This is a genomic window from Acidovorax sp. ACV02, from assembly GCF_014851475.1.
GTDB lineage: Bacteria > Pseudomonadota > Gammaproteobacteria > Burkholderiales > Burkholderiaceae_C > Acidovorax > Acidovorax delafieldii.
The window spans coordinates 96,459-122,838 of sequence record NZ_JACUZU010000008.1; the positions used below are offsets into that span (position 1 = coordinate 96,459).

Below are 26,380 nucleotides of genomic sequence, written 5' to 3' on the forward strand. Positions count from 1 at the left end.
GCGTTTTCTGGCCGTTCTGCCGCCCTCACCACGGTACCCCCGCAAACCGGGCCACCAAAAAATCCAGCAACGCGCGCACCGCAGGCGACAAGTGACGGCGCGACGGGTACAGCGCATAGATCGTCATCACCGGCAAGTCCCAGCCCGGCAACACGGCCTGCAGCTCGCCGCTGTGCAGATACGGGTTGACCAGATACGTCGGCTGCATCGCAATGCCGCCGCCCGCCAGCGCGGCGCGCATCAGCGTGGTGGCCTCGTTGGCGCTGAAATGGCCGCTCACGCCTACACGCTCCACCACCTCGCCGCGCGTCAGCTGCCACACGCTTTTGCCAAAGTTGGCGTAGCTCAGGCACCGGTGCTGCCCCAGGTCGGCAGGTTGCTGCGGCACACCGTGCGCGGCCAGGTAGGCGGGCGATGCCACCAGGGCTGAATCGCAGCGGGCCAGTGGCCGGCCGATGAGCAACGGGTCGGGCTCGGCGCTGATGCGGATGGCCAGGTCGATGCGCTTTTCCACCAGGTTGAGCGAGCCTTCGCTCGCGTCCAGGTCGATCTTGAGCTGCGGGTGTTGTGCCAGAAAGTCCGCAATCGCCGCGCCCATCTGCGCAAACGCAAACGACACGCTGCAGGTCAGCCGCAGCTGTCCGCGCAATGCGCCCTCGGTGGTGGTGGCGGTTTCTTCTTCCAGGTCTTGCGACAGCGCCAGCATCTGCTGGCAGCGGCGCAGCGCGTGTTCGCCCGCATCGGTCAGCGTCACGCTGCGGGTGGTGCGCTGCAGCAGGCGGGCCTGCAGCCACTGCTCCATCTCGCCCACATAGCGCGTGACCATGGCCCGCGACATCTCCAGTTTGTCGGCCGTGGCGCTGAAGCTGCCGCTGGTGGCGACTTCGGCAAACACATGCATGGCGGTCAGGCGGTCCATAAGGGGTTATTTGATCGATTGGTGAAACAAATATGCGCGAATTATCGGGTTTATTGGATCGATTGGTGCAAATAAACTTCATTCCGTCATCTGCACCACCGCTCAACACACCGGAGAAACCACCATGTTCCGCACCACCCTCATCGCCGCCACCCTCGCCGTTGCCTTCACCGGCGCCCACGCCGCCCAGCCGCTGCAGGTCAAGGTCTACAACGCCGACGGCAACAGCTTCAACGTCAACTCCACGCTGGTCTATGGCGAGAAGGAAGCCATGGTCATCGACGCCGGCTTTACCCGTGCCGACGCGCTGCGCATTGCCGCCAACGTGCTCGACACGGGCAAAGAGCTGAAGACCATCTACGTGAGCCAGGCCGACCCCGACTATTACTTTGGCGTCGAGACGCTGAAAGAAATCTTCCCCAAGGCCGACGTGGTGACCACGCCCGCCGTGCTGGAGAAGATCAACGCCAAGCTGGCTGGCAAGCTCGCCTTCTGGGGCCCCAAGATGGGCGCCAACGCACCGCGCACGCCCGTGCTGCCCAAGGCGATTGCTGGCAACACGCTGAGCGTGGACGGCCAGACCGTGGAGATCCGCGGCACCACCGGCCTGCTGGCGCACCGCCCTTATGCGTGGATTCCGTCCATCAAGACCGTGGTGGGCACCATCGGTGTGTTTGGCACCAACACCCATGTGTGGACGGCCGACACGCAAACGGTGGCCGAGCGCAGCGCCTGGGTGGCCCAGCTCGACGAAATGGCCGCCCTGCAGCCCACCGTGGTGGTGCCCGGCCACATGCCCGCCGGTGGCGCGCTGGATGCCGCCAACATCAGCTACACCAAGGGCTACCTGCAAGCGTTTGAGAAGAACGCCGCCGCCACCAAGACCAGCGCCGAACTCATCGACGCGATGAAGAAGGCCTACCCCGCAGCGCCCATGGGCCTGTCGCTGGACATCGGCGCCAAGGTGAACAAGGGCGAGATGAAGTGGTGAGATGACGTGCTGAAAGCTGTCAAAGCAAGTTGTTGAAAGGAACCAGACCGTGACCACGCACCCGCTCCAACAAGTCCTGCAGCACCTGCACGCCGGGCGCTGGAACGCAGCGCACGATCTGGTGCAGCACGACGGCTCCATGCTCGGCGCGTGGCTTCACGGCATCCTGCACCTGCAAGAGGGCGACCTGGAAGACGCCGAAAACTGGTACGACCGCGCCGCCCGCCATTTCCGCAGCCGGGGCACGCTGGCCGAAGAAATCGCAGCGTTTGAGGCCGCACTGGCCGCACACCTTACCCAGCTTGCCCAGGCTGCACCCGCAGCGGCACCGGCCGCCGCCACACCGCCTGATCCTGAAGATTCTGAAGAGAGACCCTGATCCATGCCCTCCACGCCCACCGTCACTGTGACGTACCTGTTCGACCCCCTGTGCGGCTGGTGCTACGCCGCCGCACCCGTGCTGGCCCGCTTGCAAGCCACGCCCGGCGTGCAGGTGGTGCTGGCGCCCACGGGCTTGTTTGCAGGCGCAGGCGCCCGGCCCATGGACGCGCAATTTGCCGCCTACGCCTGGTCCAACGACCAGCGCATCGCGCAGCTCACCGGCCAGCCGTTCAGCCAGGCCTATCGCGAGCAAGTGCTGGGCCAGCCGGCCGGGCGTTTTGACTCGGGCCCTGCCACGCTGGCCCTCACCGCCGTGGCGCAGACCGAGCCCGCGCGCGAGCTGGAGGCACTGCACGCCTTCCAACGCGCACGGTATGTGGACGGCCGCGACACCACGGCGCCCACCGTGCTGGCCGACGTGCTGAGCACCCTGGGCCTGTATGCAGCCGCAGAGTTGGTGCGCGAGCCCACCGATGCCCTGCGCGCCGCCATGCTGCAGCGCGTGGCCGCCGCCCGGGCCGACATGCAAGCCCTGGGTGCGCAAGGCGTGCCGCAACTGGCGGTGGGCGACGCCGCCACCGGCCGCCGCCGTGTGCTGGGCAGCCAGGCCCTGCACGGCAACTTCGACACATTGCTGCAGCAGGTGGCCCAGGCCTGAGCGGCGCGGCTGGGACGGTGCGGCCCGGGCTGCACCGTTGCCCGCACTGCAAATTGCAGCCAGGCCTGCGCCATGTCCTCAAGCCCCGTGGTCCGCCACGGGCACCCACACCACGGTGTGGTTCGCGCACTCCACTTCGTCCGGTGGCTGCCACAGGTCACTGGCCAGCTCAAAGATGTGCGGCGGCACCACCATCGAAAACGTTGCGCCCTGTTCAGCGTTGCGCCGCAACACACGCGCGCGCCGCACCTCGCGCGGGGCGTCCAGGACATACACCACCATGGCATCGGCCCATGGCCCCATGCGGGCGTAAAACGCATCGCGCTGGTGCTGCTGGATCAGGCCCACCTCCAGTACCACATCACCACCCGCGTGCAGCACGGCCTCGGCCGTCTTCCAGATCTGCGCCAAGCAACGCAGCGTGCGGGGCACATACCAGGCCATGGCGTCCGCCGCATGGGGCCGGTCGGCCGAAAACAGTGTGGCCATCCAGTCGTCCAGGTTCAGCGGCACGGCGCTTTGCTGCTGCACCAGCTGGCGCACAAAGGTGGACTTGCCCGCACCCACGGGCCCGATGACCAGGTGGATGCGGGGGGCGGTGCCTGCAACGGTTGCGTGGGTGGTGTGGGTTGAAGCGGTGTGCATGAGATAAAGGCTCCAGAAATGCAAAAAGCCCTCTCTGCAAGCAGGGAGAGCCTTCAATGCGATGGACCAAAAAGAAAAGCCCTCAACGGCGGTGGAGGGCTGTGCGGCTCGCTTCCGATCCAAAGATCAAGAAGCAAGTGGGGCAGTGTAGGCGGCTGACGGAGGTTGGGTCAACCCAGGGGCGTTGGGGCCCCGAAGAATGCCGAGCCGCGCTCAGGGCGCTTTGGCTACAGCGATGTGCCGCTGAAAGAACGCCACCACCTGCGCATTGAACCCTTGGTGAAATGCAGCCCGGTCAAACCCCGGCGCATCGCGGCAGATATCGGGCGCCACTTCTGCCAGCGCGGGCGAGCAGGGCGCCAGGAAGGCATAGTGCCTTGCGTGGGCGCCCACCTGCCATTCGGGTGCGCGGGGCAAGCCATTGCGCACCACCTCTACGCTCTGGGGCGTGACGCCATCACCACCCAGCGCTGAGGCCCACAGCTGCACTGGCGTGCTGACCTGCCCCAGCCCCTTGGCATCAAACACGCTCAACGGGTCCACGATGACCGCCGCCCGGATGCGTGGGTCCGGTGCGGGCGTGGCGGGGATCTCATTGCGCCGAATCTCGCCGCACAAGGGGCGCATGGACAGCGGCGGGCACAGGTCCGGGCGCAGCGTCCAGTCTGGCTTGGCACCGATGGCTACCAGCCCCGTGTAGCCGCCGCGCGAATAGCCGAAAAAGCCCACTTTGTCCGCGTCCAGCTGCGCGCGCTGGGGCCATGTGCCCAGCATGTAGTCCGCCAGCCGCCGCATGTCCACCGGCCGCGTGGCAAAGGCCGACAGGTGGCCCTGGCGGCTCATGTCCTGAAAGTTGTCGCCCGGGTGGTTGATGGCGGCGACCACATAGCCCGCATCGGCCAACGCAGCCGCCGTATCGTGGTGCCCCAGGGCCGATCCGCCCGCGCCATGCGACACCACCACCAGCGGCAGGCCTTGCCCGGCAACGGGGCAGTCGCGCGTGCCTTGCAGCACCAGCGGCGCCAGGTCAATGCGACCCGGTGGCATGCTGCAGGGCGACCACACCGCACCGCGTAGCGCGGGGCCGTCCTTGTCCGCAGGCACCTCGATGAAGGCAAAGCCTGCAGCCTGGGCCACGGTGGCAGCGCAGCCAAGCGCTGCGGCCAATAGCCAGCGCATGCCGAGGCCGATGCGTGAAGGAGAGCTGGAACGAAGGCGAAGCAGCGATGAAAAGGTCATGGTGATGTGCTGGCGCGGTGGGAAATCACAGGGGCTTTGCCCACCGAGTTTGCCGCAGCTTGCGCGCAGGACTTCACCCATCTTGCATCGAGCGCTGGCCGTCGGAGTAATGGCCGCCACATGCTGCCGCGCAGCGGGGCAGCCAACGCCCGTGCCAGCCGTTTGCGTCAACCCTCAACGCACAGGCGCCAGCGCCCACCGGTCCTTCGACGCCTTCACCAGAAAATCAATCACCGCCTTCACCCTGGCCGCGTTGCGCCGGCCCGGTGACGACACCGCGTACAGCGTGTGCACGGTGCGGGACGCAAAAGGCGCCAGCACCTCCACCAACCGGCCTTGCGCCACATCCGCCGCCGCAAGCGGGGCGGACAGCATGCCGATGCCCGCGCCGCCCACCAGCGCGTGGTGCACCAGGGCCGAGCTGCTGGCGGCCAGGCGCGAGCGCACGGTCACCTCCAGCGGCTTGCCTTGTGCGTTGCCTTTTGGATTGTGAAAAGCCCATGTCACCGCCGGCCCCTGCGCGGTGTGCGTCACGGTGTGGTGCTGCTGTAGCTCGCTAGGCTCGGCGGGCGTGCCGTGCTGTTTCAGATATCCAGGGGCCGCGTACAGGCGCCGCTCGAACCGGCCCAGCGCGCGCGCCACCACCAGATCGCTGTGGCCCACGGTGGTGCGCAGCGCCACGTCGATGCCCTCCGTCACCAGGTCGGCCACGCGGTCATCGGCCAGCAGCTCCACCCGCAGCGCGGGGTAGCGCGCCTGCAGGTCCGCCAGGTGGGGCAACACCAGCGCCTCGCAAATCTCCTGGCTGGAGGCCAGGCGCAAGGTGCCCGCCACGCGGCTGCGCTGGTCCGACAGCGATGCACCGATGTCCTCCAGCTGCGCCAGCAAGGCACGCGCTTCCTGCGCCAGCTCTGCGCCCTCGGGCGTGGCCGAAAGGCCATGCGTGGACCGGCGCAGCAAGCGCACGCCGTAGCCGGCCTCCAGCCGGTCCACACCGCGCGCGACGACCGACACCGCCACATCCATCTCGCGCGCCGCCGCAGAAAACGAGCGCAGATCGAGCGACCGCACCAGCCACCGCAGGTCGGTCGGATCGGGGAGGAAGGAGCGGGGTTCTTTTTTCATCGAGCGCGCCTTTGCGTGCGGAGCAAAAGCCATTATCGCCACGGGCGGTTTCCGTGGCGGGGCGCAATTTCTACAGTGAAGGCTCGTTCAACCCAATGCATTCAACAGGAGCCCTCCATGCCCATCCTCAATGTCAAAGTGTCTGCCCAACGCACGCCCGAGCTGTCGGCCCGCATTGCAGAAACCCTGCTGGACCTGACCACCCGCGTGCTCGGCAAGCGGCGCGACCTCACCGCCGTGGCCATCACCTTTGTGGACCCGGCCGACTGGTACGTCGCTGGCCGGTCGCTGGCCGACCTGAAACAGTCGAGCTTCTACTTCGACGTCAAGGTGGTGGACGAGACCAACACCAAGGCGGAGAAGGCGCGCTACATCGCCGAGGCGTTCGCAGCCTTCGAGGGCCTGCTGGGCGCGCTGCACCCCGAGAGCTATGTCTACGTGCAGGACGTGCGCGCCGCCGCGTACGGCTTTGGCGGCCGCACGCAGGAATACCGCCACCAGCACCCCGAGCAATAAGCGGTCAAGCAATCAAGCCATCACCAGTAGCTACACAGGAGCACCGACATGACGATGACCACAACGAACAACCACCTTGCCGATGTGATCGTGGCCCAGACGCTGGAGCGCGCGGGCCTGGCGGACTGGATACCTGAAGGCGAAGGCAAGTGGTCCCTGCCCATCCAGTTCCTTCCCGACGATGCCGGTTGGGTGGAGCTGATGCGCCTGTCGCCCGGTACGCGGCTGGGCCTGCACCGGCACACGGGCGAAGTGCACGCCCTGACGCTGGCGGGCGAGCGCCGCCTGAACGACGGCCGCGTGGTGCGGCTGGGCGACTACATCCACGAGCCCGCTGGCAATGTGGACTGGTGGGAGGCGACGGGTACCGAAGAGCTGCTGGTGCATGTGGTGGTGAAGGGCAGCGTGGAGTACCTGGGGCCGCATCACGCGGTGTTGCAGCGGATTACTACGGCGGATCGGCGGGCTGACTACCGCCGATGGTGCGAAGCGGTGGGTGTGTTGCCGCGTGATCTTGGCTAGGGCGTGCCGGAGCCCCGACGGGCGACGCAGTTGCCGCTTGCTGATGGCTGTGTGGGCAAGCAGGTTTTGCTCGCGCAGGGTTTAGATCGAATTGGGGCCCCGGCGCTTGCTGGAAAAGCGATGATCCCCATGTCGTTTGGGAATGATTTTTGAAATCTCTTACAGAGTCATTTCCCCGTTCGTCTCGAGAGCACGGAGGATTATGGTAGCTACTGTTGTCATTGGAAATTATGAACATGTAGTGAGATTAATGCACATGCATCTACATGTTGTTAGCGTTGGCCGCGAGGCGGTCTACTTCGTCAAGATAAGTAACCCACCAGCGATAGGCCTCCCAAGCTACGTCCTTTTCATGTCTTCCGGAGTATGGGCCATTTGCTATGTAAGAATGTAATGGAGTTCCCGGGTTTGTCTCTCCGCCCCGGGCATTCCCGCAATCCACCGTTATTACAGGCGTTTTTCCATTGGGTTCGGAAGGTCCGGCAATGGTTAGTGTTCTATTAATTCCGTGTTCGTAATTTTTTAATATTCTATTCCTCTCGGATTCGATGAATCCCCAGAAAATTACTGGCTCTGGTTTGGTGCTTTGCAATTGTTTCCAGCTTTCTCGAATTGCGTAAGCCATTGCTGGGCTGATCTGTGAATCAACTTTGTCCAAGACGTGGCCAATCGACCTTAATAAACCTACTATTCCAAACCAACTAATCCTAAACCATTCCGATTGAAGGGTGTCTGTGTGTTTGGAAAGGGCGAATTTCACGTCTTGTAATACTATGCGAGCAGTTTTGGTCATATCTTAGAGGGAATAAAGGCGTTAAGGCAGTATTTGGCTTTTGTCTCACTGGCCAAATTTCCCATGGGTTTTTAAAACGCTGACGATAGTTTATTAGAGAGGCCGGGACGCTCTACATGCGGAGATATCAGTATGCCGGGATTTTGGATTTATGAGAGGTGCTGCGACGGGGAAACACGGTGACTTCCCCTCAAGAGGGGGACACCCATCTCCCATCTCTCGTTGTTAGACCTAATTTTGGTCAAAGTTAAGTCTTGCCCGGCCAAAGTAGACCTCATAGCATCCCTGTCAAGCACCCACCCCCATGAGGTGCTGCACAAAACCATGACAGGAGACAAGCCTTGCCATCCACCCGCTGGAGTCACTGCGGCACTGAAGACCTGAGCGTCTTGCAGACCATCTTCTGGTCCGCAGGCGCGTCGCGCAATGCGCTGGCACAGCGCCTGGCCTATTCCAAGAGCAAGGCCAATGCCATGGTGGCGGCGCTGCTGGACGAAGGCCTGCTCGACGAGGTGGGCCTGCAGGAATCCTCTGGCGGCCGGCGTGCCGAAACCCTTCGATTGAGCGAAACCCTGGGCGTGGTGATTGGCGCCGACCTGGGCGCGACCAGCATGCAGGTGGCAGTGATGCGGCCCGACATGACGGTGCTGGCGCGGCACCGCGAGCCCATTGACGTGCGCCAGGGGCCGGGCGTGATCCTGGCGCGGGTGCGGGGGCTGATGCGGGAGCTGTTGGCGCGCTGCGGGTTGGCCGTGAATCAGGTGATTGCCATTGGCATGGGCGTGCCGGGGCCGGTGGATTTTGAAAGCGGGCAGCTCGTCAACCCGCCGCTGATGCCCGACTGGGACGGCTTTTCCATCCGCGACTACCTGCGCGAGGCGTTTGCCGCGCCAGTGTTTGTGGACAACGACGTGAACCTGATGGCGCTGGGCGAGATGTACCGGCTGCAGCGCAATCTGCCCAACTTTTTGGTCATCAAGGTGGGCACGGGCATTGGCTGCGGCATCGTGTGCCACGGGCAGGTGTACCGGGGCGCCAATGGCTCGGCGGGCGATGTGGGCCACATTTGCGTGGACCAGCACGGCCCCCGCTGCCACTGCGGCAACCAGGGCTGTGTGGAGGCGATGGCCGCCGCACCCGCCATGGCACGCATGGCCACCGAGGCCGCGCAGCGCGGCGAAAGCGCGCTGCTGGCCGAGCGGCTGCAAAGCACGGGCACGCTGACCATTGAAGACGTGGCCCAGGCCAGCCGCACGGGCGATGTGGCGGCCAACGCCATCATCCAGCGCGCGGGCAGCCTGGTGGGGCAGATGCTGGCGTCCATCGTCAACTTCTTCAACCCGTCGCATGTGTTCATTGCGGGGCGGGTGACGGACATGGGGCCGCTGTTCCTCGCGTCGGTGCGGCAGAGCGTGTACCACCGGTCGCTGGCGCTGTCCACGCGGCACCTGGAGATTCAATATGCGCCGCTGGCCGACGATGCCGGTGTGGTGGGCGCGGGCGTGCTGGCTATGCAGGAGAGCCTGTCGCGCGCGGGCTCGGTGACGAGCGCTGGCGTTGGTGCAGGGGTAGCGCGATGAGCGTGGCCGTCGAGTTCCGCAACGTGACCAAGGAGTTTGGCCCAGTGCGCGTGCTGCACGGCGTGGGCTTTGCGCTGCAGCCGGGCCGGGTCTATGGCCTGCTGGGCGAGAACGGCGCGGGCAAGTCCACGCTGATGAAGATTCTGGCGGGGTACGAGAGCCCGACCACCGGCGAGGTGGTGGTGGACGGCGCGGTGCGCGCCCCGGGCGGCGGATCGCGCGCGGCCGAGGCGCAGGGCATTGTGCTGATCCACCAGGAGTTCAACCTGGCGGACGACCTGACGATTGCGCAGAACATCTTTCTGGGTCACGAGATCAAGAAGGGCCCCTTCCTGGATGACAAGGCGATGCGCGAGAAAACGCGCGCTGCTTTGGAACAGGTGGGCCTGCCGCTGGACCCGGACACGCGGGTGCGCAAGCTCATCGTGGCCGAAAAGCAGCTGGTGGAGATTGCCCGCGCGCTGGCCCGCAATGCGCGCCTGCTCATCATGGACGAGCCCACCGCCACGCTGACCCCGGGCGAGACGGAGCGCCTGTTTGCGCTGATGGCCGGGCTGAAGGCCGCGGGCGTGACCATCATCTACATATCGCACAAGCTCGATGAGGTGGAGCGCACCACCGACGAGGTGGTGGTGATGCGCGACGGCCTGCTGGTGGCGCGCGAGCCAACGGCCAGCGTGACGCGGCGGCAGATGGCCAACCTGATGGTGGGGCGCGAGCTGGCGGATTTGTTCCCGCCCAAGCTGCCTGCGCCTGCGGGTGGAGAGCCCGCCATTAAGGTGCGCGGCCTCTCGGTGCCGGGCTGGGCCGAGGACGTGAGCTTTGACGTGCGGCGCGGCGAGATTCTGGGCTTTGCCGGGCTGGTGGGCGCGGGCCGCACCGAGCTGTTCGAGGGCCTGCTGGGCCTGCGGCCGCGCTCGGCCGGCACGGTGGAGATTGCTGGCAAACCCGTGCATTTGAGAAGCCCGCGGGATGCGGCGCGCCACGGCCTGACGTATCTGAGCGAAGACCGCAAGGGCAAGGGCCTGCATGTGCACTTTGGCCTGCGGCCCAACCTGACGCTGATGGCGCTGGAGCGCTATGCCAAGCCCTGGCTCGACCCGGCGGCCGAGCAGGGTGCGCTGCGCGATGCGGTGCAGGAGTTCGGTATCCGCACCGGGTCGCTGGAGGTGCGTGCGTCGTCGCTGTCGGGCGGCAACCAGCAAAAGCTGGCGCTGGCCAAGGTGCTGCACCCCGGCCCCAGCGTGGTGGTGCTGGACGAGCCCACGCGCGGCGTGGATGTGGGCGCCAAGCGCGAGATTTATCACCTGGTGCAGCGCCTGGCAGAGCAGGGACTGGCGGTGGTGGTGATTTCTTCCGAACTGATGGAGCTGATCGGCCTGTGCCACCGCGTGGCGGTGATGCGCGCCGGGCGGCTGCAGACCACGCTCCAAGAGCCCTATTTGACCGAAGAGGAGTTGATCGCACATGCCACAGGTACCCGCTGAAAACGCCACCACCGCAGCGGGTCGCCACGGCGGCGCCACGGCTTGGTGGAGCAAGCTGCATGGGCTGGGCCCGGTCATCGGCCTCGTGTTGCTGTGCATTGCCGGCACGCTGCTCAACAGCAACTTTGCTACTTACGACAACGTGATGAACGTGCTCACACGCACGGCCTTCATCGGCATCATCGCGGTGGGCATGTGCTTTGTGATCATCTCGGGCGGCATCGACCTGTCGGTGGGGTCGATGGCGGCGCTGATCGCGGGCTCGGTCATCTTGTTCATGAACGCGATGGCGCCCGTGCTGGGCTCGCCCATGGCGGCCGTGTTGGTGGGCATGCTGCTGGCGGTGGTTCTGGGCGCGGTGTTCGGGCTGGTGCATGGCCTGCTCATCACCAAGGGCCGCATCGAGCCCTTCATCGTCACGCTGGGCACGCTGGGCATCTTCCGCGCGTACCTCACGTATTTCTCCAACGGCGGGGCGATCACGCTGGAGAACGATCTGTCGGACATCTACAGCCCGGTGTACTACGCCAACCTGCTGGGCGTGCCCATCCCCGTGTGGATCTTTCTGCTGGTGGCTGTCATCGGCGGCGTGATCCTGAACCGCACGGCCTATGGCCGCTATGTGCAGGCCATCGGCTCCAACGAGCAGGTGGCGCAGTACGCGGCGGTGGATGTGCACAAGCTCAAGATCCTCACGTACATGCTGCTTGGCGTGTGCGTGGGCATTGCCACGCTGCTGTATGTGCCGCGCCTGGGCTCTGCATCGCCCACCACAGGGCTGCTGTGGGAGCTGGAGGCGATTGCCGCCGTCATCGTGGGCGGCACGGTGTTGAAGGGCGGGGCGGGCAGCATCACCGGCACGGTGGTGGGGGCGATCCTGCTCTCGGTCATCAGCAACATCCTCAACCTCACCAGCATCATCAGCGTGTACCTGAATGCGGCGGTGCAGGGGTTCGTGATTATTGCGGTGGCGTTCATGCAGCGCGGCAAGAGGTGATGGAGTGGTTGGAACAACTCTCCTGGCGTTGTTGCTGTGTCTTGCCGTGCTACTCGCACTGTCTGCGACACAGCGCCTAGCCAGGACCGCTTCGCTGAGTTTTCCAGCCCCTCTTTGCGTGCATTTGTTTTTCGAGGTGTTCCCCAGCCGGCCAGCTTCCATGGCCATATTCCAAAGCAACAGGAGACAACGCATGAACAGCCAACTTTCTTTCACCCGCCGCCTCGCCCTCTCGGCCGTGGGCGCCGCCGCCTTCGCATTGGCCGCCCCTGCCATGGCGCAGGCCAACAAGACGGTGGTGGGTGTGGCCATTCCGTCGGCCACGCACGGCTTCACGGGCGGCATCGTGTACTGGGCCAACCAGGCCAAGAAGGACCTGGAGAAGGCCCACCCCGGCCTGCAGGTCATCGTCAAGACGGCAGGCGGCGCGCCCGAGCAGGCCAACCAGCTGCAAGACCTGGTCACGGTGAACAAGATCAACGCATTGGTCATCTTCCCGTTCGAATCGGCCGCGTTGACCAAGCCCGTGGCGCAGGTGAAAGCCAAGGGCGTGTACGTGACGGTGGTGGACCGGGGCCTGACCGACACCAGCGCGCAGGACGCATATGTGGCCGGTGACAACACGGCGTTCGGCAAGATTCCGGCCGAGTACATCGCCAAGGCGCTGGGCGGCAAGGGCAATGTGGTGGCCATGCGCGGCATTGCGACCACGCTGGACAACGAGCGCATGGACGCGTTCAACAGCGTGCTGAAGAACCACCCCGGCATCAAGCTGCTGGACGCCAAGTACGCCAACTGGAACCGCGACGACGCCTTCAAGGTGATGCAGGACTACCTGACCCGCTTCCCGCAGATCGACGCCGTGTGGGCGGCCGACGACGACATGGCCGTGGGCGTGCTCAAGGCCATCGAGCAGGCCAAGCGCAAGGACATCAAGCTGGTGTTTGGCGGCGCGGGCGCCAAGGGCATGATCAAGACGCTGATGGACGGCAGCAACCCGCTGATCCAGGCCAACGTGTCGTACAGCCCCAAGTTCATCTACGACTCGATCAAGCTCACGGCCGAGGCGCGGATCAAGGGCGAGAAGCTGCCCGCCAACACCATCATTCCGTCGGTGCTGATCACCAAGGAAACGGCGAAGGACTTCTACTTCCCAGACTCTCCATTCTGATGGTTTTTTTGGACCAAATAGGCAGCTAGCGCCTATTCATAGAGCGCAAGCAGCTATCGAAATAATAGCTGCTTGCCGCCATGCAACTGCAACCCCCGCCCCTTGGAGCCGCCATGCCAAGACCCGTCACCCTCTTCACCGGCCAGTGGGCCGACCTGCCTTTGGCAGAACTTGCGCCCCTGGCCAAAAGCATGGGCTACGACGGCCTGGAGCTGGCCTGCTGGGGCGACCATTTCAACGTGCAGGAGGCGCTGTCGTCGCCCCAGTACGTCAAAGACAAACATGCGCTGCTGGCCCAGCACGGCCTGCAGTGTTTTGCCATCGGCAACCACCTGGTGGGCCAGGCCGTGTGCGATCTGATCGACGAGCGCCACCAGTCCATCCTGCCGCCCCATGTGTGGGGCGATGGCGAGCCCGAGGGCGTGCGCCAGCGCGCTGCGGCCGAGCTGGCCGACACCGCGCGTGCAGCGGCCAAGTTCGGTGTGAAGACGGTCACCGGTTTTACGGGTTCGTCGGTGTGGCATTCGATCTATGCGTTCCCTCCCACCACGCAGGCGTATTGGGACAAGGGCTTTGCAGATTTCGCCAAGCGCTTCGGCCCCATCCTCGATGTGTTCGAGCAGCACGACATCAACTTTGCGCTCGAAGTGCACCCCACCGAGATCGCGTTTGACATCGCATCGGCCGAGCGCGCGATTGCAGCCGTGGGCGGTAACAAGCGCTTCGGCTTCAACTACGACCCCAGCCACCTGGCCTACCAGGGCGTGGACTACGTGAAGTTCATCCGCCAGTTTGGCAATCGCATCTACAACGCCCACATGAAGGACGTGTGGTGGGGCAAGGGCGACGGCACGGTGGGTGTGTTTGGCGGGCACACCAGCTTTGGCGATGCGCGCCGCAACTGGGACTTTCGCAGCGTGGGGCGCGGGATGATCGATTTCGAATCCATCATCGTCGCGCTCAACGACATCGGCTACCAGGGCCCGCTCTCGGTGGAGTGGGAGGACAGCCGCATGGACCGCGTGCACGGCGCCACCGAGAGCGCGGCGTTCTGCAAGCGGCTCGACTTCAAGCCCGCCGCCGGTGCATTCGACGCCGTGTTTGCGCGCGACAAGCAGGCCTAGCCGCGCTCCGTCCATAAAACCGATAACAACAACACACAGCGAGCAAAGGCGTTTCGTATGTCCAGTCCCCAAAAGCTCCGCTACGCCATGGTGGGCGGCGGCCATGGCGCCTTCATCGGCGCGGTGCACCGCAAGGCGATGGCGCTCGACGGCCAGTTTGAGCTGGTGGCGGGTGCGCTCTCGTCATCGCCCGAGCGGGCGCGCGCATCCGGCGCCGAACTGGGCCTGGCGGACGAGCGCAACCACGGCAGCTGGCAGGACCTGCTGGCAGACGAACTGCGCCGCCCTGCGCATGAGCGCATCGACCTGGTGAGCATCGTCACCCCCAACCATGTGCACCACCCTGTGGCGTTGGCGTTTGTGCAGGCGGGCTTCCATGTGGTGTGCGACAAGCCGCTGGTGCACACCCGCGCGCAGGCCGACGAGCTGGTGGCCGCCGTGAAGAAGGCGGGCACCGTGTTTGGCGTCACCTACAACTACACCGGCTACCCCATGGTGCGCGAGGCGCGCCACCTGGTGCACAGCGGCGCGCTGGGCCAGCTCCGCAAGATCACCGTCGAATACAACCAGGGCTGGCTGGCCACCGCCGTGGAAGAGGGCGGCGCCAACAAGCAGGCCGACTGGCGGCTGGACCCGGCGCGCAGCGGCAGCGCAGGCACCCTGGGCGACATCGGATCACACGCCGAAAACCTGGCCGCCACCGTCACCGGCCAGCACCCCGCCTGGGTGTGTGCCGACCTCACCACCTTTGGCGCCGGGCGGCAGCTGGACGACGACGCCCAGCTGCTGCTGCGCTACGACAGCGGCGCACGCGGCTTCATCGTGGCGTCGCAAGTGGCAGCGGGGCTGGAGAACGACCTGCGCCTGCAGGTGTCCGGCACGCTGGGCACCATCACCTGGCGGCAGGAGGAGCCCAACCAGCTCATCCACTCCCCGGTGGACGGCCCGCGCCGCATCCTCACGCGCGGCTCGCCCTGGCTCAGCCCTGCAGCGCTGCGCGCAGGGCGCATTCCTGCGGGCCACCCCGAGGCCTTCATCGAAGCCTTTGCCAACGTCTACCTGGGCGTAGCCGCCGACATCCGTGCGCCGCAGGCAGGCACGGCGGCCGACCCGCTGCACGCCGACTACCCGCGCGTGGAAGACGGGGCGCGTGGCGTGCACTTTATCGAGCGGGTGTTGGCCTCTGCTGCCAGTGAGCAGAAGTGGACGGCGGTGGGGTGACCTGGCTCCAGGTCGGCTGAGAACCTGAACAGGCTCTGAAATCAGGGGTAGCCGTCCGCCAGCTGAAACCGCTGGTCAAAGTTCATCTTGCCCAGCACGCGCAGCGCCGCGTTGCGAGTGGCGTTGTCCACCTTGCTGATGTCCAGGCTGTAGCGCTTGGCGGTGGACACTACGTCCACACATTTGTGGCCCCATTGCACCGCGACCAGCAGGGCGGGGCGCTGGCCTGCCTCGGCACCCACCGACACGCCGCGTTGCTCGGGCCGCAGCATGAATTCGAGGTGGGGGGTGCGCACCAGGGTGAGGCGGTCGGCCCCTCGGGGGCCCAGGGCGAACGAGATAACCCAGTCGTCTTCGTCTTCCACCGTCACAAACGGAACATGCTGGGGTGCGGCCATGGTGCGGGGCGTTGGGGTTGGAGGGCGGGGCGGGTGGTCCGCCGTGGTGCACTGCCCGGGGTATGGGCGGGCGTCAGTATGCCGCTGCAAGCGCCGTGCCTGCTGCGGGAGAACCCGAGGTTGGGCTTTTCCAACGCGGTGCGTGGGATGTCAGCCTGGTGCAAGGCAGGCGCAGCGTGTGTTGGGTTGTGCGATGCAGTGTGGTCGGGCGAGGGGGCTGCACGCCGGGTTTGGGGCCAGGGTTTTGATAAAAATCGGCCTGTGCGCTGGTTCGGTATGTCTTTGTAGCTATTGTTTTGATAGCTTTTTTGGCCGCGCCGGCCTCCCTGCCACGGCGGTCGCCAAGCCCGTGGCCAGTTGGCCCACGGTGCGCAGTGCTGGTTCCTGCCGCCCGTGCGCTGGATGCCCGTAGTTGATGCGTACGCAGTGCGCAAACCGCTGGTCGGCCGAGAAGATCTGCCCAGGCGCGAGGCTGATGCCCTGCTGCAGTGCCAGTCGATGCAGTTCCAGCGCGTTCACTTCAGGCGGCAGCTCCACCCACAAGAAGTACCCACCCTCAGGCCGCGATACCCGGGTGCCGGGTGGGAAGTGCTGTGCGACCACCGCCAGGGCCAGCGCCTGCTGCTCGGCCAGGCTGCGGCGCAGCTGGCGCAGGTGCCGGTCGTAGCCGCCCTGGGCCAGGTACTCCGACAGCGCCTGCTGTGACGGCGTGGCAGCCGATAGCGTGGTCATCAGCTTGAGCCGCTGCACCGCCTTGGCCTGGCGGCCCGCCGCCACCCAGCCCACGCGGTAGCCGGGCGCAAGGCTTTTGCTGAACGAGCTGCAGTGCATCACAAGCCCCTCGGTATCAAACGCCTTGGCTGGGGGCGGGCGCTGGGGGCCAAAGTGCAGCTCGCCATACACGTCGTCCTCGATCAGCGGCACGCCGTGGCGCGCCAGCAGGGCGACCAGCTCGCGCTTCTTGTCCTCGGGCATCAGGCTGCCCAGCGGGTTCTGAAAACTGGGCATGAGCCAGCAGGCCTTGATGGGCTGGTGGGGTGTTTGCCGCTCCAGTGCTTGCGCCAACGCCGCTAGGTCGATGCCATCGCGCGGGTGGGTGGCGACTTCCAGCGCCTGCAGGTTCAGTCGCTCCAGGGCCTGCAACGCGGCGTAGAAGGTGGGCGATTCGACCACCACCACGTCGCCGGGCTGGGTGACGGCCTCCAGGCAGAGGTTGAGCGCCTCCATGGCGCCGTTGGTGATGATGATTTCTTCCACATCCACCGCCATGCCGTGCACGCCGTAGCGCAGTGCAATCTGCTGGCGCAGGCGTTCGTCGCCGGGCGGCAGGCTTTGAACGATGGTCCACGGGTCGAGCTTGCGCATGCCGCTGCCCAGGCAGCGCGCCAGGCGCTCCAGTGGAAACAGCTCCAGCCCTGGAAAGGCCGAGCCCAGCGGCACCAGGTCGCGGTCGCGCGCCAGGCCCAGCACCTCGAACACCAGGTCGCTGATGGCCACGCCGGTGGAGGTGGCGGCGGGCTGCGAGGGCTGGGGCTCCGCGGGTCGAACCTCGGCCGTACCCGGTAGCTGGGCGCTGACGTAGTAGCCCGAGCGCGGGCGCGCATGGATCAGGCCCTGGGCCTCCAGCAGGTAATACGCCTCGAACACGGTGGACGGGCTGATGCCCCGTGTGCGGCTGGCCTCGCGCACCGAGGGCACGCGGTCGCCGGGGCGCAGGGCGCCGCTGTGGATGAGCTGGGCAATGGCGTCGGCGTGGCGTTCGTAGCGCTTCATGGGCAGGGCGAGGTTGATACAGGGCAAACTGATCTGTATTTTTAACTCGAAACTGAATCTGTACTGTTTTTGGGGGCGGGCGTAGAGTGGCGGACTGTGTGGGCGCACGCCTTGCGTGTTTGGCCGCTGTGGGCCACCCAACCGTTTCTTTCCCGGACAAAAAGATTCCCATGACCGATTGCCTGCGCAGCTTGCTGCGCCCCGTTCTCAGCCTGCCTGCGGCCACTGCCCTGTTGGCGCTGGCCTTGAGCGCTGGCGCTGTGGCCCAGACGGTGCCTGCCAGCGCCACCCCTGCAACCCCGGTGGCCACTGCATCCGCTGCGGCCACGGTGCCCGTGTCTTCCATGTCTTCGCGCGTGCTGGCCTGCACCGCCTGCCATGGCAAGGAAGGCCGTGCCACGCCCGACGGCTACTTTCCGCGCATTGCGGGCAAGCCGGCGGGCTATCTGGCCAACCAGCTGCTCAACTTCCGGGACGGGCGGCGCAGCTACCCGCAGATGGGCTACCTCATCGAGCACCTGACGGACGATTACCTGCGCGAGATGGCCGAGCACTTTGCCGCGCTCGACTTGCCGTACGCACCGCCGCCTGCACCACAAGCGCCCGCCGCCGCGCTGGAGCAGGGCCGCCAGCTGGTGCAGCAGGGCGACGCGGCGCGCCGCATTCCCGCCTGTGTGGCCTGCCACGGTGCGGCCATGACGGGCGTGGCACCGTCCATCCCCGGCCTGCTGGGCCTGCCGCGTGACTACCTCAACAGCCAGCTGGGCGCCTGGAAGACCGGCCAGCGCCGCGCGCACGTGCCCGACTGCATGGCCGATATTGCCCGCCAGCTCACGCCCGATGACGTGAGCGCTGTCTCGGCCTGGCTGGCCGCCCAGCCCGTGGCGGCGGGTGGCAAGCCGGCCCGCACGCTGCCCGCCGCCATGCCGGCGCGTTGCGGCGGTGTGGCGGAGGTTCCCGTTGCTGCTGCAGCGGCACGCTGAGAAGGGATGCACCGATGAAACGCATCCTCTGGACCCTCTCTTCCGTGCTGGCGGCGCTCGGCATTGCCGCCGCCGTGCTGATCACCCTGAACCTGCGTGGCGAAGAGCCGCTGCCGGCCGCCGAGACGCTGCAATCCACGCCCGTGCTGGTGCAGCGCGGCGAATACCTGGCCCGCGTCGGCAACTGCTTGGCCTGCCACACCACCCAGGGCGGCGCGCCGTTTGCCGGTGGTCGCGGCATCGAGACGCCCTTTGGCGTGGTGCACAGCTCCAACCTCACGCCCGACAGGGTGCAAGGCATTGGCAGCTGGACCTCGGCCGAGTTCTGGCGCGCCATGCACCACGGCCGCAGCAAGGACGGACGGCTGCTGTACCCGGCCTTCCCGTACCCCAACTACACGCAGGTGACGCGCGATGATTCGGACGCCATCTTTGCCTATCTGCAAAGCGTGCCCGCTGCGCCAGATGCCAACCGCGCCCATGCGCTGCGTTTTCCGTACAACACGCAGGCGGCATTGGCCGTGTGGCGTGCGCTGTTCTTCGCACCCGGAGCGCCCAGCGCCGAACCCACACAGACGGCGGAATACAACCGGGGCGCCTATCTGGTCAACGGCCTGGGCCATTGCACCGCCTGCCACACGCCCCGCAATGCACTGGGCGCCACGTCGGACGCCAAGGCCTTCACCGGCGGGTTGATCCCGGTGCAGAACTGGTATGCCCCCGCACTCAATGCGGCGCACGAGGCGGGCGTGAAGGAGTGGCGCACCGACGACGTGGTGGCACTGCTCAAGACCGGCGTGGCCCCGCAGGGCTCGGTGCTGGGCCCCATGGCCGAGGTGGTGTTTCGCAGCACGCAGTACCTGAGCGACGCCGATGCGCGCGCCATGGCCGTGTACCTGCAGGGCCTGCCGCAGCAGGATCGCAAGGCGCCTGCCACCGTGGCCGCCCCCCCGGCCAGCGCGATGGCGCGGGGCGGCAAGGTGTACGAGCAGCAGTGCGCGCAGTGCCACGGCGACCGGGGGCAGGGCGAACCCGGCGCGTTTCCGGCACTGGCGGGCAACCGCGCCATCACGCTGGCCGATCCCACCAACCTGGTGCGCGTGGTGCTGCAGGGCGGCTACCTGCCCGCCACCGCAGGCAACCCGCGTCCGCACGGCATGCCGCCGTTTCAGCAGACCTTGTCGGACGAGGAGGTGGCGGCGGTCACCACGTTTGTGCGCAACAGCTGGGGCAACCAGGCGCCAGGTGTGGGTACCATCGAGGTCTATCGCGCGCGTGAGCGCCGCGGCATGTAGCGCCAGGCCCGGGGCCCGCGCCCGCCGCCCCGCAGCGCGGCCCTCCAGGAGCCCTTTTGATGTCCAGTCCCGCCGCACTGCCCCAACCCACCCCCACGAGCCCTGGTGCCGCCACGCCCAGCGGCTGGTGGGCCGTGTGCCTGTGTGCAGCGTGGTGTGGCACCTGCGGCATTTATCGCCCCTTGTTCGACGAATTGGCCCGTGCACACCCGGACGTGCGGTTTGAATGGGTGGACATCGAAGACGAATCCGATCTGGTCGGGGACCTGGATGTGGAGACCTTTCCCACCCTGCTGATTGCCGACGGCGAGCGAGCCCTGTTCCTGGGCCCGTTGTTGCCGCAGGCGCCAGTGCTCACGCGGTTGTTGACCAGCCTGCAGGCGGCAGCGCCCGGCAGTGCCGGTGCGGGGGGCGAGGCCCAGAGCGTTTTCGAGCGGGTGCGCGCAGCACGCCGCGCCTAGCGGGCGGGCTTGCGGGCTGGCAGCGGTGGCTACCGTACCATCGCCCACATCTTGAATGCTCTTTTTTTGATAGCTGACGGCGCATGATCCACTAGCGCTACAGCCACTTTTTTCTCGAAATCTGTGTCCACACCCCCTCCACCCTGGTTCCCGCTCAACTCGCTGCAGGCCCAGTGCGACAAGGGCACCTGGGAGCGGGGCATGGAGCTGTACCGCCAGGCAGATGTGGTGCGCGTGGGGCTCCAGCAACAGGCCGAGGGCCGCTGGGCCTTGGCGGGTGAAGTGCAGGGCAGCTCGCCCGACCCGTACGAAGTGTCCGTGCAACTGGTGCTTGCGCCCAATGGCCAGGTCAAGCAATGGTCGGGCGATTGCAGTTGCCCCGTGGGGGCAGATTGCAAGCACGCCGTGGCCCTGGCCCTGGAGGCCGCGCACCGCGACCCGGCGCAGGGCCCATCGTCCACGCGGGCCGCCGATGCGCTCAAGACCATGCAGGAGCGCAAAGAGGCCCTGGCGCGCGCCGAGGCCGAGGCGCGGCTGGTGCACTGGCTGCAGGAGTGGGACCGCGCTTTGGGCGGTGCGGTGCCGCAGGAGCCAGTCGCACGGCCGGGGCGGCCCGAGTGTTATCTCTATCTCGTCTCTACCGTAGGGCGGGCGCGCACCAGCGTGCCGCAGTTGCAGCTGGAGGCCGTGGTGTCGTACCCCAAGCTCACGGGGGGGTGGGCCAAGCCGCAACAGATCCGCACCCAGCCCGCGCCCGGCCAGGCGGTGTACGACCGCGCCAGCGACGCCGACCGCCAGGTGCTGCAGCTGCTGCGTGCCATGCCCCGCAGCGTGGGGTACTACTCGGCCTACAGCGTCGCGCCCATTGGGGTGCTGGAGGGTGCTGTGGGCTTGCTGGCGCTGGAGCAGGCTGCGGCCACAGGCCGCCTGTTTGTGGATGCGGGTGGCTCCACCGTGGGCGAGCCTTTGCGATGGGGCGATCCGCTGCCCATCGCGTGGGCATGGCAGGCGTCCACGCCCGCGCAAGGCGGCGAGGCCGTCTGGGGCCTGCGGGCCAGTCTGCCAGGCGACACCGCTGTCCTGTGCGATAACCATCCGCCCTTGTACCTGGACGCCGGCCGGGGCGTCTGCGGCCCGGTGCACGCCGAGGGCCTGAGCCCGGCCCAGGTGGCCATGCTGCTCAAGGCCCCCGCGCTCAGTGCTGCGGCGCTGCAAAAGCACCATGCCGAGGTGGTGCGCCGCATTGGCGGGGTGTTGCCGTTGCCGCCGGCGCTGGGTCCGCTCACACAGGTGCGGGGGGTGAAACCCGTGGCGCGCCTGCATCTGGCTCCGTCATCTCCGAACCAGGTGGCTGAAATGGGGCTTATCACCGCGCACTTGCGTTTTGACTACCAGGGCCATGTGGGCTGGTGGGCAGGGCAGGAGCTGGCGGTGCTGGTGCCCGGTGCCGACGGCGGCCAGGTGCTGCTGCAGCGCGATGCGATGGCTGAGCGCCATGCCGTCGAGCGTCTGGAAGGTCTGGGTCTCCTGGCCACCGACGACGGCCTGTTCGGCATCCCTGGCGAGCGTGCGCAGGATGACTGGATGCATTGGGCAGACAACGGCTTTGCAGGGCTGCGCGACGCGGGTTTTGATGTCACGCTGGACGCGGCGCTGCATGGCTGGGTGCAACACGCCGACCGACTGGATGTGGTGCTGCAGCCTGAGGGGGATGACGCGACCACATCGCCCTGGTTTGCGCTGTCGCTGGGCATGGAGATCAATGGTGTGCGCCACAACATCCTGCCCTGGCTGCCCGATCTGATTGCCGCAGCGGCGGCACAGCCGCTGGACCCTGCGACGGGCTTGCCCCAGCTGCCGGGACATGTCTACATGCCCTCGTTGACCGGTGCCGGGTTCGTGCGCCTGCCGACAGATACTCTGCGGCCCTGGATGGCAGCGCTGCTCGACCTCGCGGGCGACCGCGCGCGTGACTTCAACGCCGACCGCCTGAAGCTCTCGCGCCTGGACGCCCTGCGCACCAGTGCTGCGCTGGGCGAGGGCGCGGTGTGGCAGGGCGCCGGTGCCTTGCGCGACATGCTGGCCCAGCTGCGGGGCGCCAGCGCCTTGCCCGAGGTGCCGCTGCCCGCCAGCGTGCGTGCCACGCTGCGCCCGTACCAGCAGCAAGGCCTGAACTGGCTGCAGTTTTTGCGGGCCCACGGCCTGGCCGGTGTGCTGGCCGACGACATGGGCCTGGGCAAGACCCTGCAGACCCTGGCGCACATCCAGGTCGAAAAGGACGATGGGCGGCTGACGTGCCCTGCGCTGGTCATTGCGCCCGTGAGCCTGATGGGCAACTGGCAGCGCGAGGCCGCTCGCTTTTGCCCGGGCCTGCGGTGCCTGGTGCTGCATGGCGCGGATCGCCATGAAGTGGCCGATGAAGTCACCGAGCACGACCTGGTCATCGCGCCGTATTCGCTGCTGCAACGCGACCGAGACCGCTGGCTGGCGCACCAGTGGCACCTGGTGGTGCTGGACGAGGCCCAGAACATCAAGAACGCCAGCAGCCAGGCCGCACAGGTGGTCAGCGAACTGCAGGCGCGCCACCGGCTGTGCTTGTCGGGTACGCCCATGGAAAACCACCTGGGCGAGGTCTGGAGCCTGTTCCACTTCTTGATGCCGGGCTTTCTGGGCAGCCAAACGCGCTTCAAGGAGGTGTTTCGTACGCCCATCGAAAAGCAGGGCGACGGCGCGCGCATGGCCCAGTTGCGCGCCCGCATCACCCCCTTCATGCTGCGGCGGACCAAGGCGCTGGTGGCAGGGGAGCTGCCGCCCAAGGTCGAATCGGTCATGCCTGTGGAGCTGACCGGCGCGCAGGCGGACCTGTACGAAACCATCCGCCTGGGCATGGAGAAGACCGTGCGCGAAGCGCTGCAGTCCAAGGGGCTGGCGCCATCGCAGATCACCATCCTGGATGCGCTGCTCAAGCTGCGGCAGGTGTGCTGCCACCCGCAACTGGTGCCGCTGGACGCAGCCAAGGCCGTGGAGACCTCGGCCAAGCTGGACCATTTGATGACGCTGCTGCCCGAAATGTTGGCCGAGGGGCGGCGCATTTTGCTGTTCTCGCAGTTCACCAGCATGCTCAGGCTGATAGAGATCGAGCTGAAAAAGCGCGACCTGCCCTGGGTCAAGCTCACGGGGCAGAGCCAAAAGCGCGACGCGATCATCGAGCAGTTCACCAGCGGGCAGGTGCCTTTGTTTCTCATCAGCCTCAAGGCGGGCGGGGTGGGGCTGAACCTGCCGCAGGCCGACACGGTGATCCATTTCGACCCTTGGTGGAACCCGGCGGTGGAAAACCAGGCCACCGACCGCGCCCACCGCATGGGTCAGACGCAAAGCGTGTGGGTGATCAAGCTGGTGGCGCAGGGGACGATCGAGGAGCGCATCCTGGCCCTGCAGGAGCGCAAGGCGCAGCTGGCGGGCAGCCTGTACAGCGGAGCTGCTGCCCGCAAGGAGCCGCTCTTCACCGAAAGCGATCTGGCAGAACTGCTGCAGCCGCTATCACTGTCATAGCTGCTGGTGCAGCTTGGACAAGCGTGTGGTGCCATTGAGGCAGGGCACCGCCCGGAAGGCCGCATGGACACTGGCTTGGGCGTCCTGCCTGAGCGTGTTGACAACAGTTTTCCCTGCCTGCGCCTTTGCAAATCAACACTTTGCACGCTACAATACGAATCTCACGACCAAACGGGCGGGTACCAACCGCCCGTTTTTTTTGGTCGAACGCTTTTGGAGCTCGAAGCTGTCGGGGAAGAGTCTCCGGGGGTTATCGGGTTTTTTGTTTTGGATTTGCGCAAATGCGGGGGCACAAACAGTGCTCCCACTTGGGTGGGCTGGTGGCTCGGTCCTGATTGGCGCAAGTTGTGTGGTTTATCCGGGATTGAACTGAACACGTGGCATTGCAGCAAGTCGTTGAACAAATTGTGACGGGACTGGGGTATGACCTGGTGGAGATCGAGCGCTCTGCCGGCGGCTTGTTGCGCGTCACCATCGACTTGCCTTGGGTGCAGCCGGCCGCTGATGCACCCCAGCCCGTGATCGAGCAGTTTGTGACGGTCGAGGATTGCGAGAAGGTCACCCGCCAGCTGCAGTTTGCGCTGGAGGTCGATGGCGTCGAGTACAAGCGCCTCGAAGTGTCATCTCCTGGTATCGACCGGCCCTTGCGCCACGAGCAAGACTTCGTGCGCTTTGAAGGCTCTGTCATCGACATCACCCTGAAGGCGCCCATCGGCGCAGCAGCAGCGGGAGGCCAGGTCAACGCCACCCGCAAGAAATTTCGCGGCACGCTGGAGCGGGCCGAGGCCGGAGGCTGGCAGATCGTCTGGAGCGACGAGCCGCCGGTCAAGCCAGGACAAAGAGTCAGCAAGAAACGCGTGCCCGCCCCGTTGCAGGCGATGGGCTTCACCTTGGACGAATGCCGGGATGTGCGCCTTGCGCCCATCGTGGACTTCAAGGGACGCGCAGGCAAGGCCGGGGCTGCACCTGCCTGATTTGCTGCTGAAAATTGTGGGGTGGGTGGCTGCAGTGCGTTGCCTTGCCCTCGGGTGATTGAAAACAGGAGAGTCGTCGCATGAATCGCGAATTGTTGATGTTGGTTGAGGCCATTTCGCGCGAGAAGAACGTGGAGCGTGATGTGGTCTTGGGCGCCGTGGAGTCGGCCCTGGCCCAGGCTACCAAGAAGCTGTACCAGGGCGAGGTGGACATTCGCGTGTCCGTGGATCGCGACAGCGGCAACTACGAGACTTTCCGTCGCTGGCTGGTGGTGCCCGACGATGCGGGCCTGCAAAACCCCGAAGCCGAAGAGCTGCTGATGGATGCGAAGGATCGCATCCCAGACATCGAAGTCGGCGAGTACATCGAAGAGGGTGTCGAGTCGGTGCCCATCGGTCGCATCGGCGCCATGGCTGCCAAGCAGGTCATCCTGCAGAAGATCCGCGACGCTGAGCGCGAAATGTTGCTCAACGACTTCATGTCGCGCGGCGAGAAGATATTCACCGGCACCGTCAAGCGCATGGACAAGGGCGACATCATTGTCGAGTCCGGCCGCGTGGAAGGCCGTCTGCGCCGCAGCGAAATGATCCCCAAGGAAAACCTGCGCAGCGGCGACCGCGTGCGGGCCATGATCATGGAAGTGGACCTGACGCTGCGCGGCGCTCCCATCATCCTGTCGCGTTCGGCGCCTGAGTTCATGATCGAACTCTTCCGCCAGGAAGTGCCCGAGATCGAGCAAGGCCTGCTGGAGATCAAATCCTGCGCCCGTGACCCCGGCTCGCGTGCCAAGATCGCCGTGCTGTCCCATGACAAGCGCGTGGACCCCATCGGCACCTGCGTCGGCGTGCGTGGCACCCGTGTGAACGCGGTGACCAACGAGCTTGCTGGCGAGCGCGTGGACATCGTGCTGTGGTCCGAAGACCCCGCACAGTTCGTGATTGGCGCACTGGCTCCGGCCAACGTGTCCTCCATCGTGGTCGATGAAGAAAAGCACGCCATGGATGTGGTCGTGGACGAGGAAAACCTCGCCATCGCCATCGGCCGTGGTGGTCAGAACGTGCGCCTGGCGTCCGACCTGACCGGCTGGAAGATCAACATCATGGACGCCGCCGAAAGCGCGCAAAAGCAGGCCAACGAGACCGATACGGCCCGCAAGCTGTTCATGGAAAAGCTCGATGTGGACGAGGAAATCGCCGACATCCTGATCTCCGAAGGCTTCAACAGCCTCGAAGAAGTGGCCTACGTTCCCCTGCAGGAAATGCTGGAGATCGAAAGCTTCGATGAAGACACCGTCAACGAGCTGCGGGCCCGTGCCAAGGACGCGCTGCTCACCATGGAAATTGCCCGTGAGGAAAGCGTGGAAGAGGTCTCCCAGGACCTGCGCGACCTCGAAGGCCTCACCCCTGAGCTGATTGCCAAATTGGCCGAAGGTGGTGTGCACACACGTGACGACCTGGCCGATCTGGCCATTGATGAACTGACCGACCTGACCGGACAGTCTGATGAGGAAGCCAAAGCCTTGATCATGAAGGCGCGCGAACACTGGTTCGCGGGGCAAGAGTAAAGGTCAGGGA

24 protein-coding genes are annotated in these 26,380 nt (G+C 66.0%); 17 read left to right on the plus strand and 7 right to left on the minus strand.

Annotated elements, in window-relative coordinates:
• Positions 1 to 25: 25 nt before the first annotated feature.
• On the minus strand, positions 26 to 919 hold the full coding sequence (locus tag IB236_RS19430; protein WP_056746543.1) for a LysR family transcriptional regulator: 894 nt from the start codon (positions 917 to 919) through the stop codon (positions 26 to 28).
• Between the two features lie 124 nt (positions 920 to 1,043).
• Here IB236_RS19430 and IB236_RS19435 point away from each other — a divergent pair, with 124 nt between their 5' ends.
• From IB236_RS19435 to IB236_RS19445, 3 genes are read left to right on the plus strand one after another with little or no spacing between them, the layout of a single operon-like run.
• Positions 1,044 to 1,910, plus strand: a complete 867-nt coding sequence (locus IB236_RS19435) for an MBL fold metallo-hydrolase (protein ID WP_056746539.1) — start codon at positions 1,044 to 1,046, stop codon at positions 1,908 to 1,910.
• A gap of 49 nt (positions 1,911 to 1,959) precedes the next feature.
• A complete protein-coding gene (locus IB236_RS19440) occupies positions 1,960 to 2,289 on the plus strand; it encodes a hypothetical protein (protein WP_238990862.1) in 330 nt (109 codons plus the stop codon).
• 3 nt (positions 2,290 to 2,292) lie between these two features.
• A complete protein-coding gene (locus IB236_RS19445) occupies positions 2,293 to 2,949 on the plus strand; it encodes a DsbA family protein (RefSeq protein WP_192421864.1) in 657 nt (218 codons plus the stop codon).
• Between the two features lie 78 nt (positions 2,950 to 3,027).
• Here IB236_RS19445 and IB236_RS19450 read toward each other — a convergent pair whose 3' ends face one another.
• The 3 genes from IB236_RS19450 to IB236_RS19460 all read right to left on the minus strand — a co-directional run bounded on the left by IB236_RS19450 (position 3,028) and on the right by IB236_RS19460 (position 5,958).
• Positions 3,028 to 3,594, minus strand: a complete 567-nt coding sequence (locus IB236_RS19450; RefSeq protein ID WP_192421865.1) for an ATP-binding protein — start codon at positions 3,592 to 3,594, stop codon at positions 3,028 to 3,030.
• Between the two features lie 213 nt (positions 3,595 to 3,807).
• Positions 3,808 to 4,773, minus strand: coding sequence for a serine aminopeptidase domain-containing protein (locus IB236_RS19455; RefSeq protein WP_192421929.1), 966 nt, complete (start codon positions 4,771 to 4,773; stop codon positions 3,808 to 3,810).
• Between the two features lie 234 nt (positions 4,774 to 5,007).
• Positions 5,008 to 5,958 carry a LysR family transcriptional regulator gene (locus IB236_RS19460; protein ID WP_192421866.1) on the minus strand — a complete coding sequence of 317 codons (951 nt, stop codon included), beginning with the start codon at positions 5,956 to 5,958 and terminating at the stop codon, positions 5,008 to 5,010.
• Between the two features lie 117 nt (positions 5,959 to 6,075).
• Here IB236_RS19460 and IB236_RS19465 point away from each other — a divergent pair, with 117 nt between their 5' ends.
• Positions 6,076 to 6,474 carry a 4-oxalocrotonate tautomerase family protein gene (locus IB236_RS19465; RefSeq protein ID WP_192421867.1) on the plus strand — a complete coding sequence of 133 codons (399 nt, stop codon included), beginning with the start codon at positions 6,076 to 6,078 and terminating at the stop codon, positions 6,472 to 6,474.
• A gap of 48 nt (positions 6,475 to 6,522) precedes the next feature.
• Positions 6,523 to 6,996 (plus strand): anti-sigma factor, encoded by a 474-nt coding sequence (locus tag IB236_RS19470; RefSeq protein ID WP_192421868.1) that lies wholly within the window; start codon positions 6,523 to 6,525, stop codon positions 6,994 to 6,996.
• Between the two features lie 262 nt (positions 6,997 to 7,258).
• Here IB236_RS19470 and IB236_RS19475 read toward each other — a convergent pair whose 3' ends face one another.
• Positions 7,259 to 7,789, minus strand: a complete 531-nt coding sequence (locus IB236_RS19475) for a hypothetical protein (protein WP_192421869.1) — start codon at positions 7,787 to 7,789, stop codon at positions 7,259 to 7,261.
• A 341-nt stretch (positions 7,790 to 8,130) separates the two neighbouring features.
• Here IB236_RS19475 and IB236_RS19480 point away from each other — a divergent pair, with 341 nt between their 5' ends.
• The 6 genes from IB236_RS19480 (at position 8,131) to IB236_RS19505 (ending at position 15,369) form a co-directional block, all read left to right on the plus strand.
• A complete protein-coding gene (locus IB236_RS19480; protein WP_370539934.1) occupies positions 8,131 to 9,369 on the plus strand; it encodes an ROK family transcriptional regulator in 1,239 nt (412 codons plus the stop codon).
• On the plus strand, positions 9,366 to 10,856 hold the full coding sequence (locus IB236_RS19485; RefSeq protein WP_192421870.1) for a sugar ABC transporter ATP-binding protein: 1,491 nt from the start codon (positions 9,366 to 9,368) through the stop codon (positions 10,854 to 10,856). Before IB236_RS19480 ends, IB236_RS19485 begins: the two co-directional genes overlap by 4 nt.
• Positions 10,837 to 11,853 carry an ABC transporter permease gene (locus IB236_RS19490; RefSeq protein ID WP_192421871.1) on the plus strand — a complete coding sequence of 339 codons (1,017 nt, stop codon included), beginning with the start codon at positions 10,837 to 10,839 and terminating at the stop codon, positions 11,851 to 11,853. The genes IB236_RS19485 and IB236_RS19490 overlap by 20 nt, the downstream gene beginning before the upstream one ends.
• A gap of 193 nt (positions 11,854 to 12,046) precedes the next feature.
• Positions 12,047 to 13,024: a substrate-binding domain-containing protein gene (locus tag IB236_RS19495; RefSeq protein ID WP_121506725.1), complete on the plus strand. Its 978-nt coding sequence runs from the start codon at positions 12,047 to 12,049 to the stop codon at positions 13,022 to 13,024.
• Positions 13,025 to 13,137: 113 nt separating this feature from the next.
• Positions 13,138 to 14,148: a sugar phosphate isomerase/epimerase gene (locus IB236_RS19500; RefSeq protein ID WP_192421872.1), complete on the plus strand. Its 1,011-nt coding sequence runs from the start codon at positions 13,138 to 13,140 to the stop codon at positions 14,146 to 14,148.
• A gap of 57 nt (positions 14,149 to 14,205) precedes the next feature.
• Positions 14,206 to 15,369: a Gfo/Idh/MocA family protein gene (locus tag IB236_RS19505; protein WP_192421873.1), complete on the plus strand. Its 1,164-nt coding sequence runs from the start codon at positions 14,206 to 14,208 to the stop codon at positions 15,367 to 15,369.
• 41 nt (positions 15,370 to 15,410) lie between these two features.
• Here the strand turns inward: IB236_RS19505 and IB236_RS19510 are convergent, their stop codons facing one another.
• A complete protein-coding gene (locus IB236_RS19510; protein ID WP_056746509.1) occupies positions 15,411 to 15,767 on the minus strand; it encodes a hypothetical protein in 357 nt (118 codons plus the stop codon).
• Positions 15,768 to 16,055: 288 nt separating this feature from the next.
• Complete coding sequence (locus tag IB236_RS19515; protein WP_192421874.1) at positions 16,056 to 17,540, minus strand: PLP-dependent aminotransferase family protein; 1,485 nt, start codon at positions 17,538 to 17,540, stop codon at positions 16,056 to 16,058.
• A gap of 170 nt (positions 17,541 to 17,710) precedes the next feature.
• Between IB236_RS19515 and IB236_RS19520 the strand changes: the two genes are divergently transcribed.
• The 6 genes from IB236_RS19520 to nusA all read left to right on the plus strand — a co-directional run bounded on the left by IB236_RS19520 (position 17,711) and on the right by nusA (position 26,370).
• Positions 17,711 to 18,523, plus strand: a complete 813-nt coding sequence (locus tag IB236_RS19520) for a c-type cytochrome (protein WP_192421875.1) — start codon at positions 17,711 to 17,713, stop codon at positions 18,521 to 18,523.
• Positions 18,524 to 18,537: 14 nt separating this feature from the next.
• Complete coding sequence (locus tag IB236_RS19525) at positions 18,538 to 19,818, plus strand: cytochrome c (protein WP_056746505.1); 1,281 nt, start codon at positions 18,538 to 18,540, stop codon at positions 19,816 to 19,818.
• 59 nt (positions 19,819 to 19,877) lie between these two features.
• Positions 19,878 to 20,279 (plus strand): thioredoxin family protein, encoded by a 402-nt coding sequence (locus IB236_RS19530; RefSeq protein WP_056746498.1) that lies wholly within the window; start codon positions 19,878 to 19,880, stop codon positions 20,277 to 20,279.
• A gap of 201 nt (positions 20,280 to 20,480) precedes the next feature.
• A complete protein-coding gene (locus IB236_RS19535; protein ID WP_192421931.1) occupies positions 20,481 to 23,831 on the plus strand; it encodes a DEAD/DEAH box helicase in 3,351 nt (1,116 codons plus the stop codon).
• A 377-nt stretch (positions 23,832 to 24,208) separates the two neighbouring features.
• Positions 24,209 to 24,805, plus strand: coding sequence for a ribosome maturation factor RimP (gene rimP, locus IB236_RS19540; protein WP_056063893.1), 597 nt, complete (start codon positions 24,209 to 24,211; stop codon positions 24,803 to 24,805).
• 80 nt (positions 24,806 to 24,885) lie between these two features.
• Positions 24,886 to 26,370, plus strand: coding sequence for a transcription termination factor NusA (nusA, locus tag IB236_RS19545; RefSeq protein ID WP_192421876.1), 1,485 nt, complete (start codon positions 24,886 to 24,888; stop codon positions 26,368 to 26,370).
• Positions 26,371 to 26,380 lie beyond the last annotated feature (10 nt).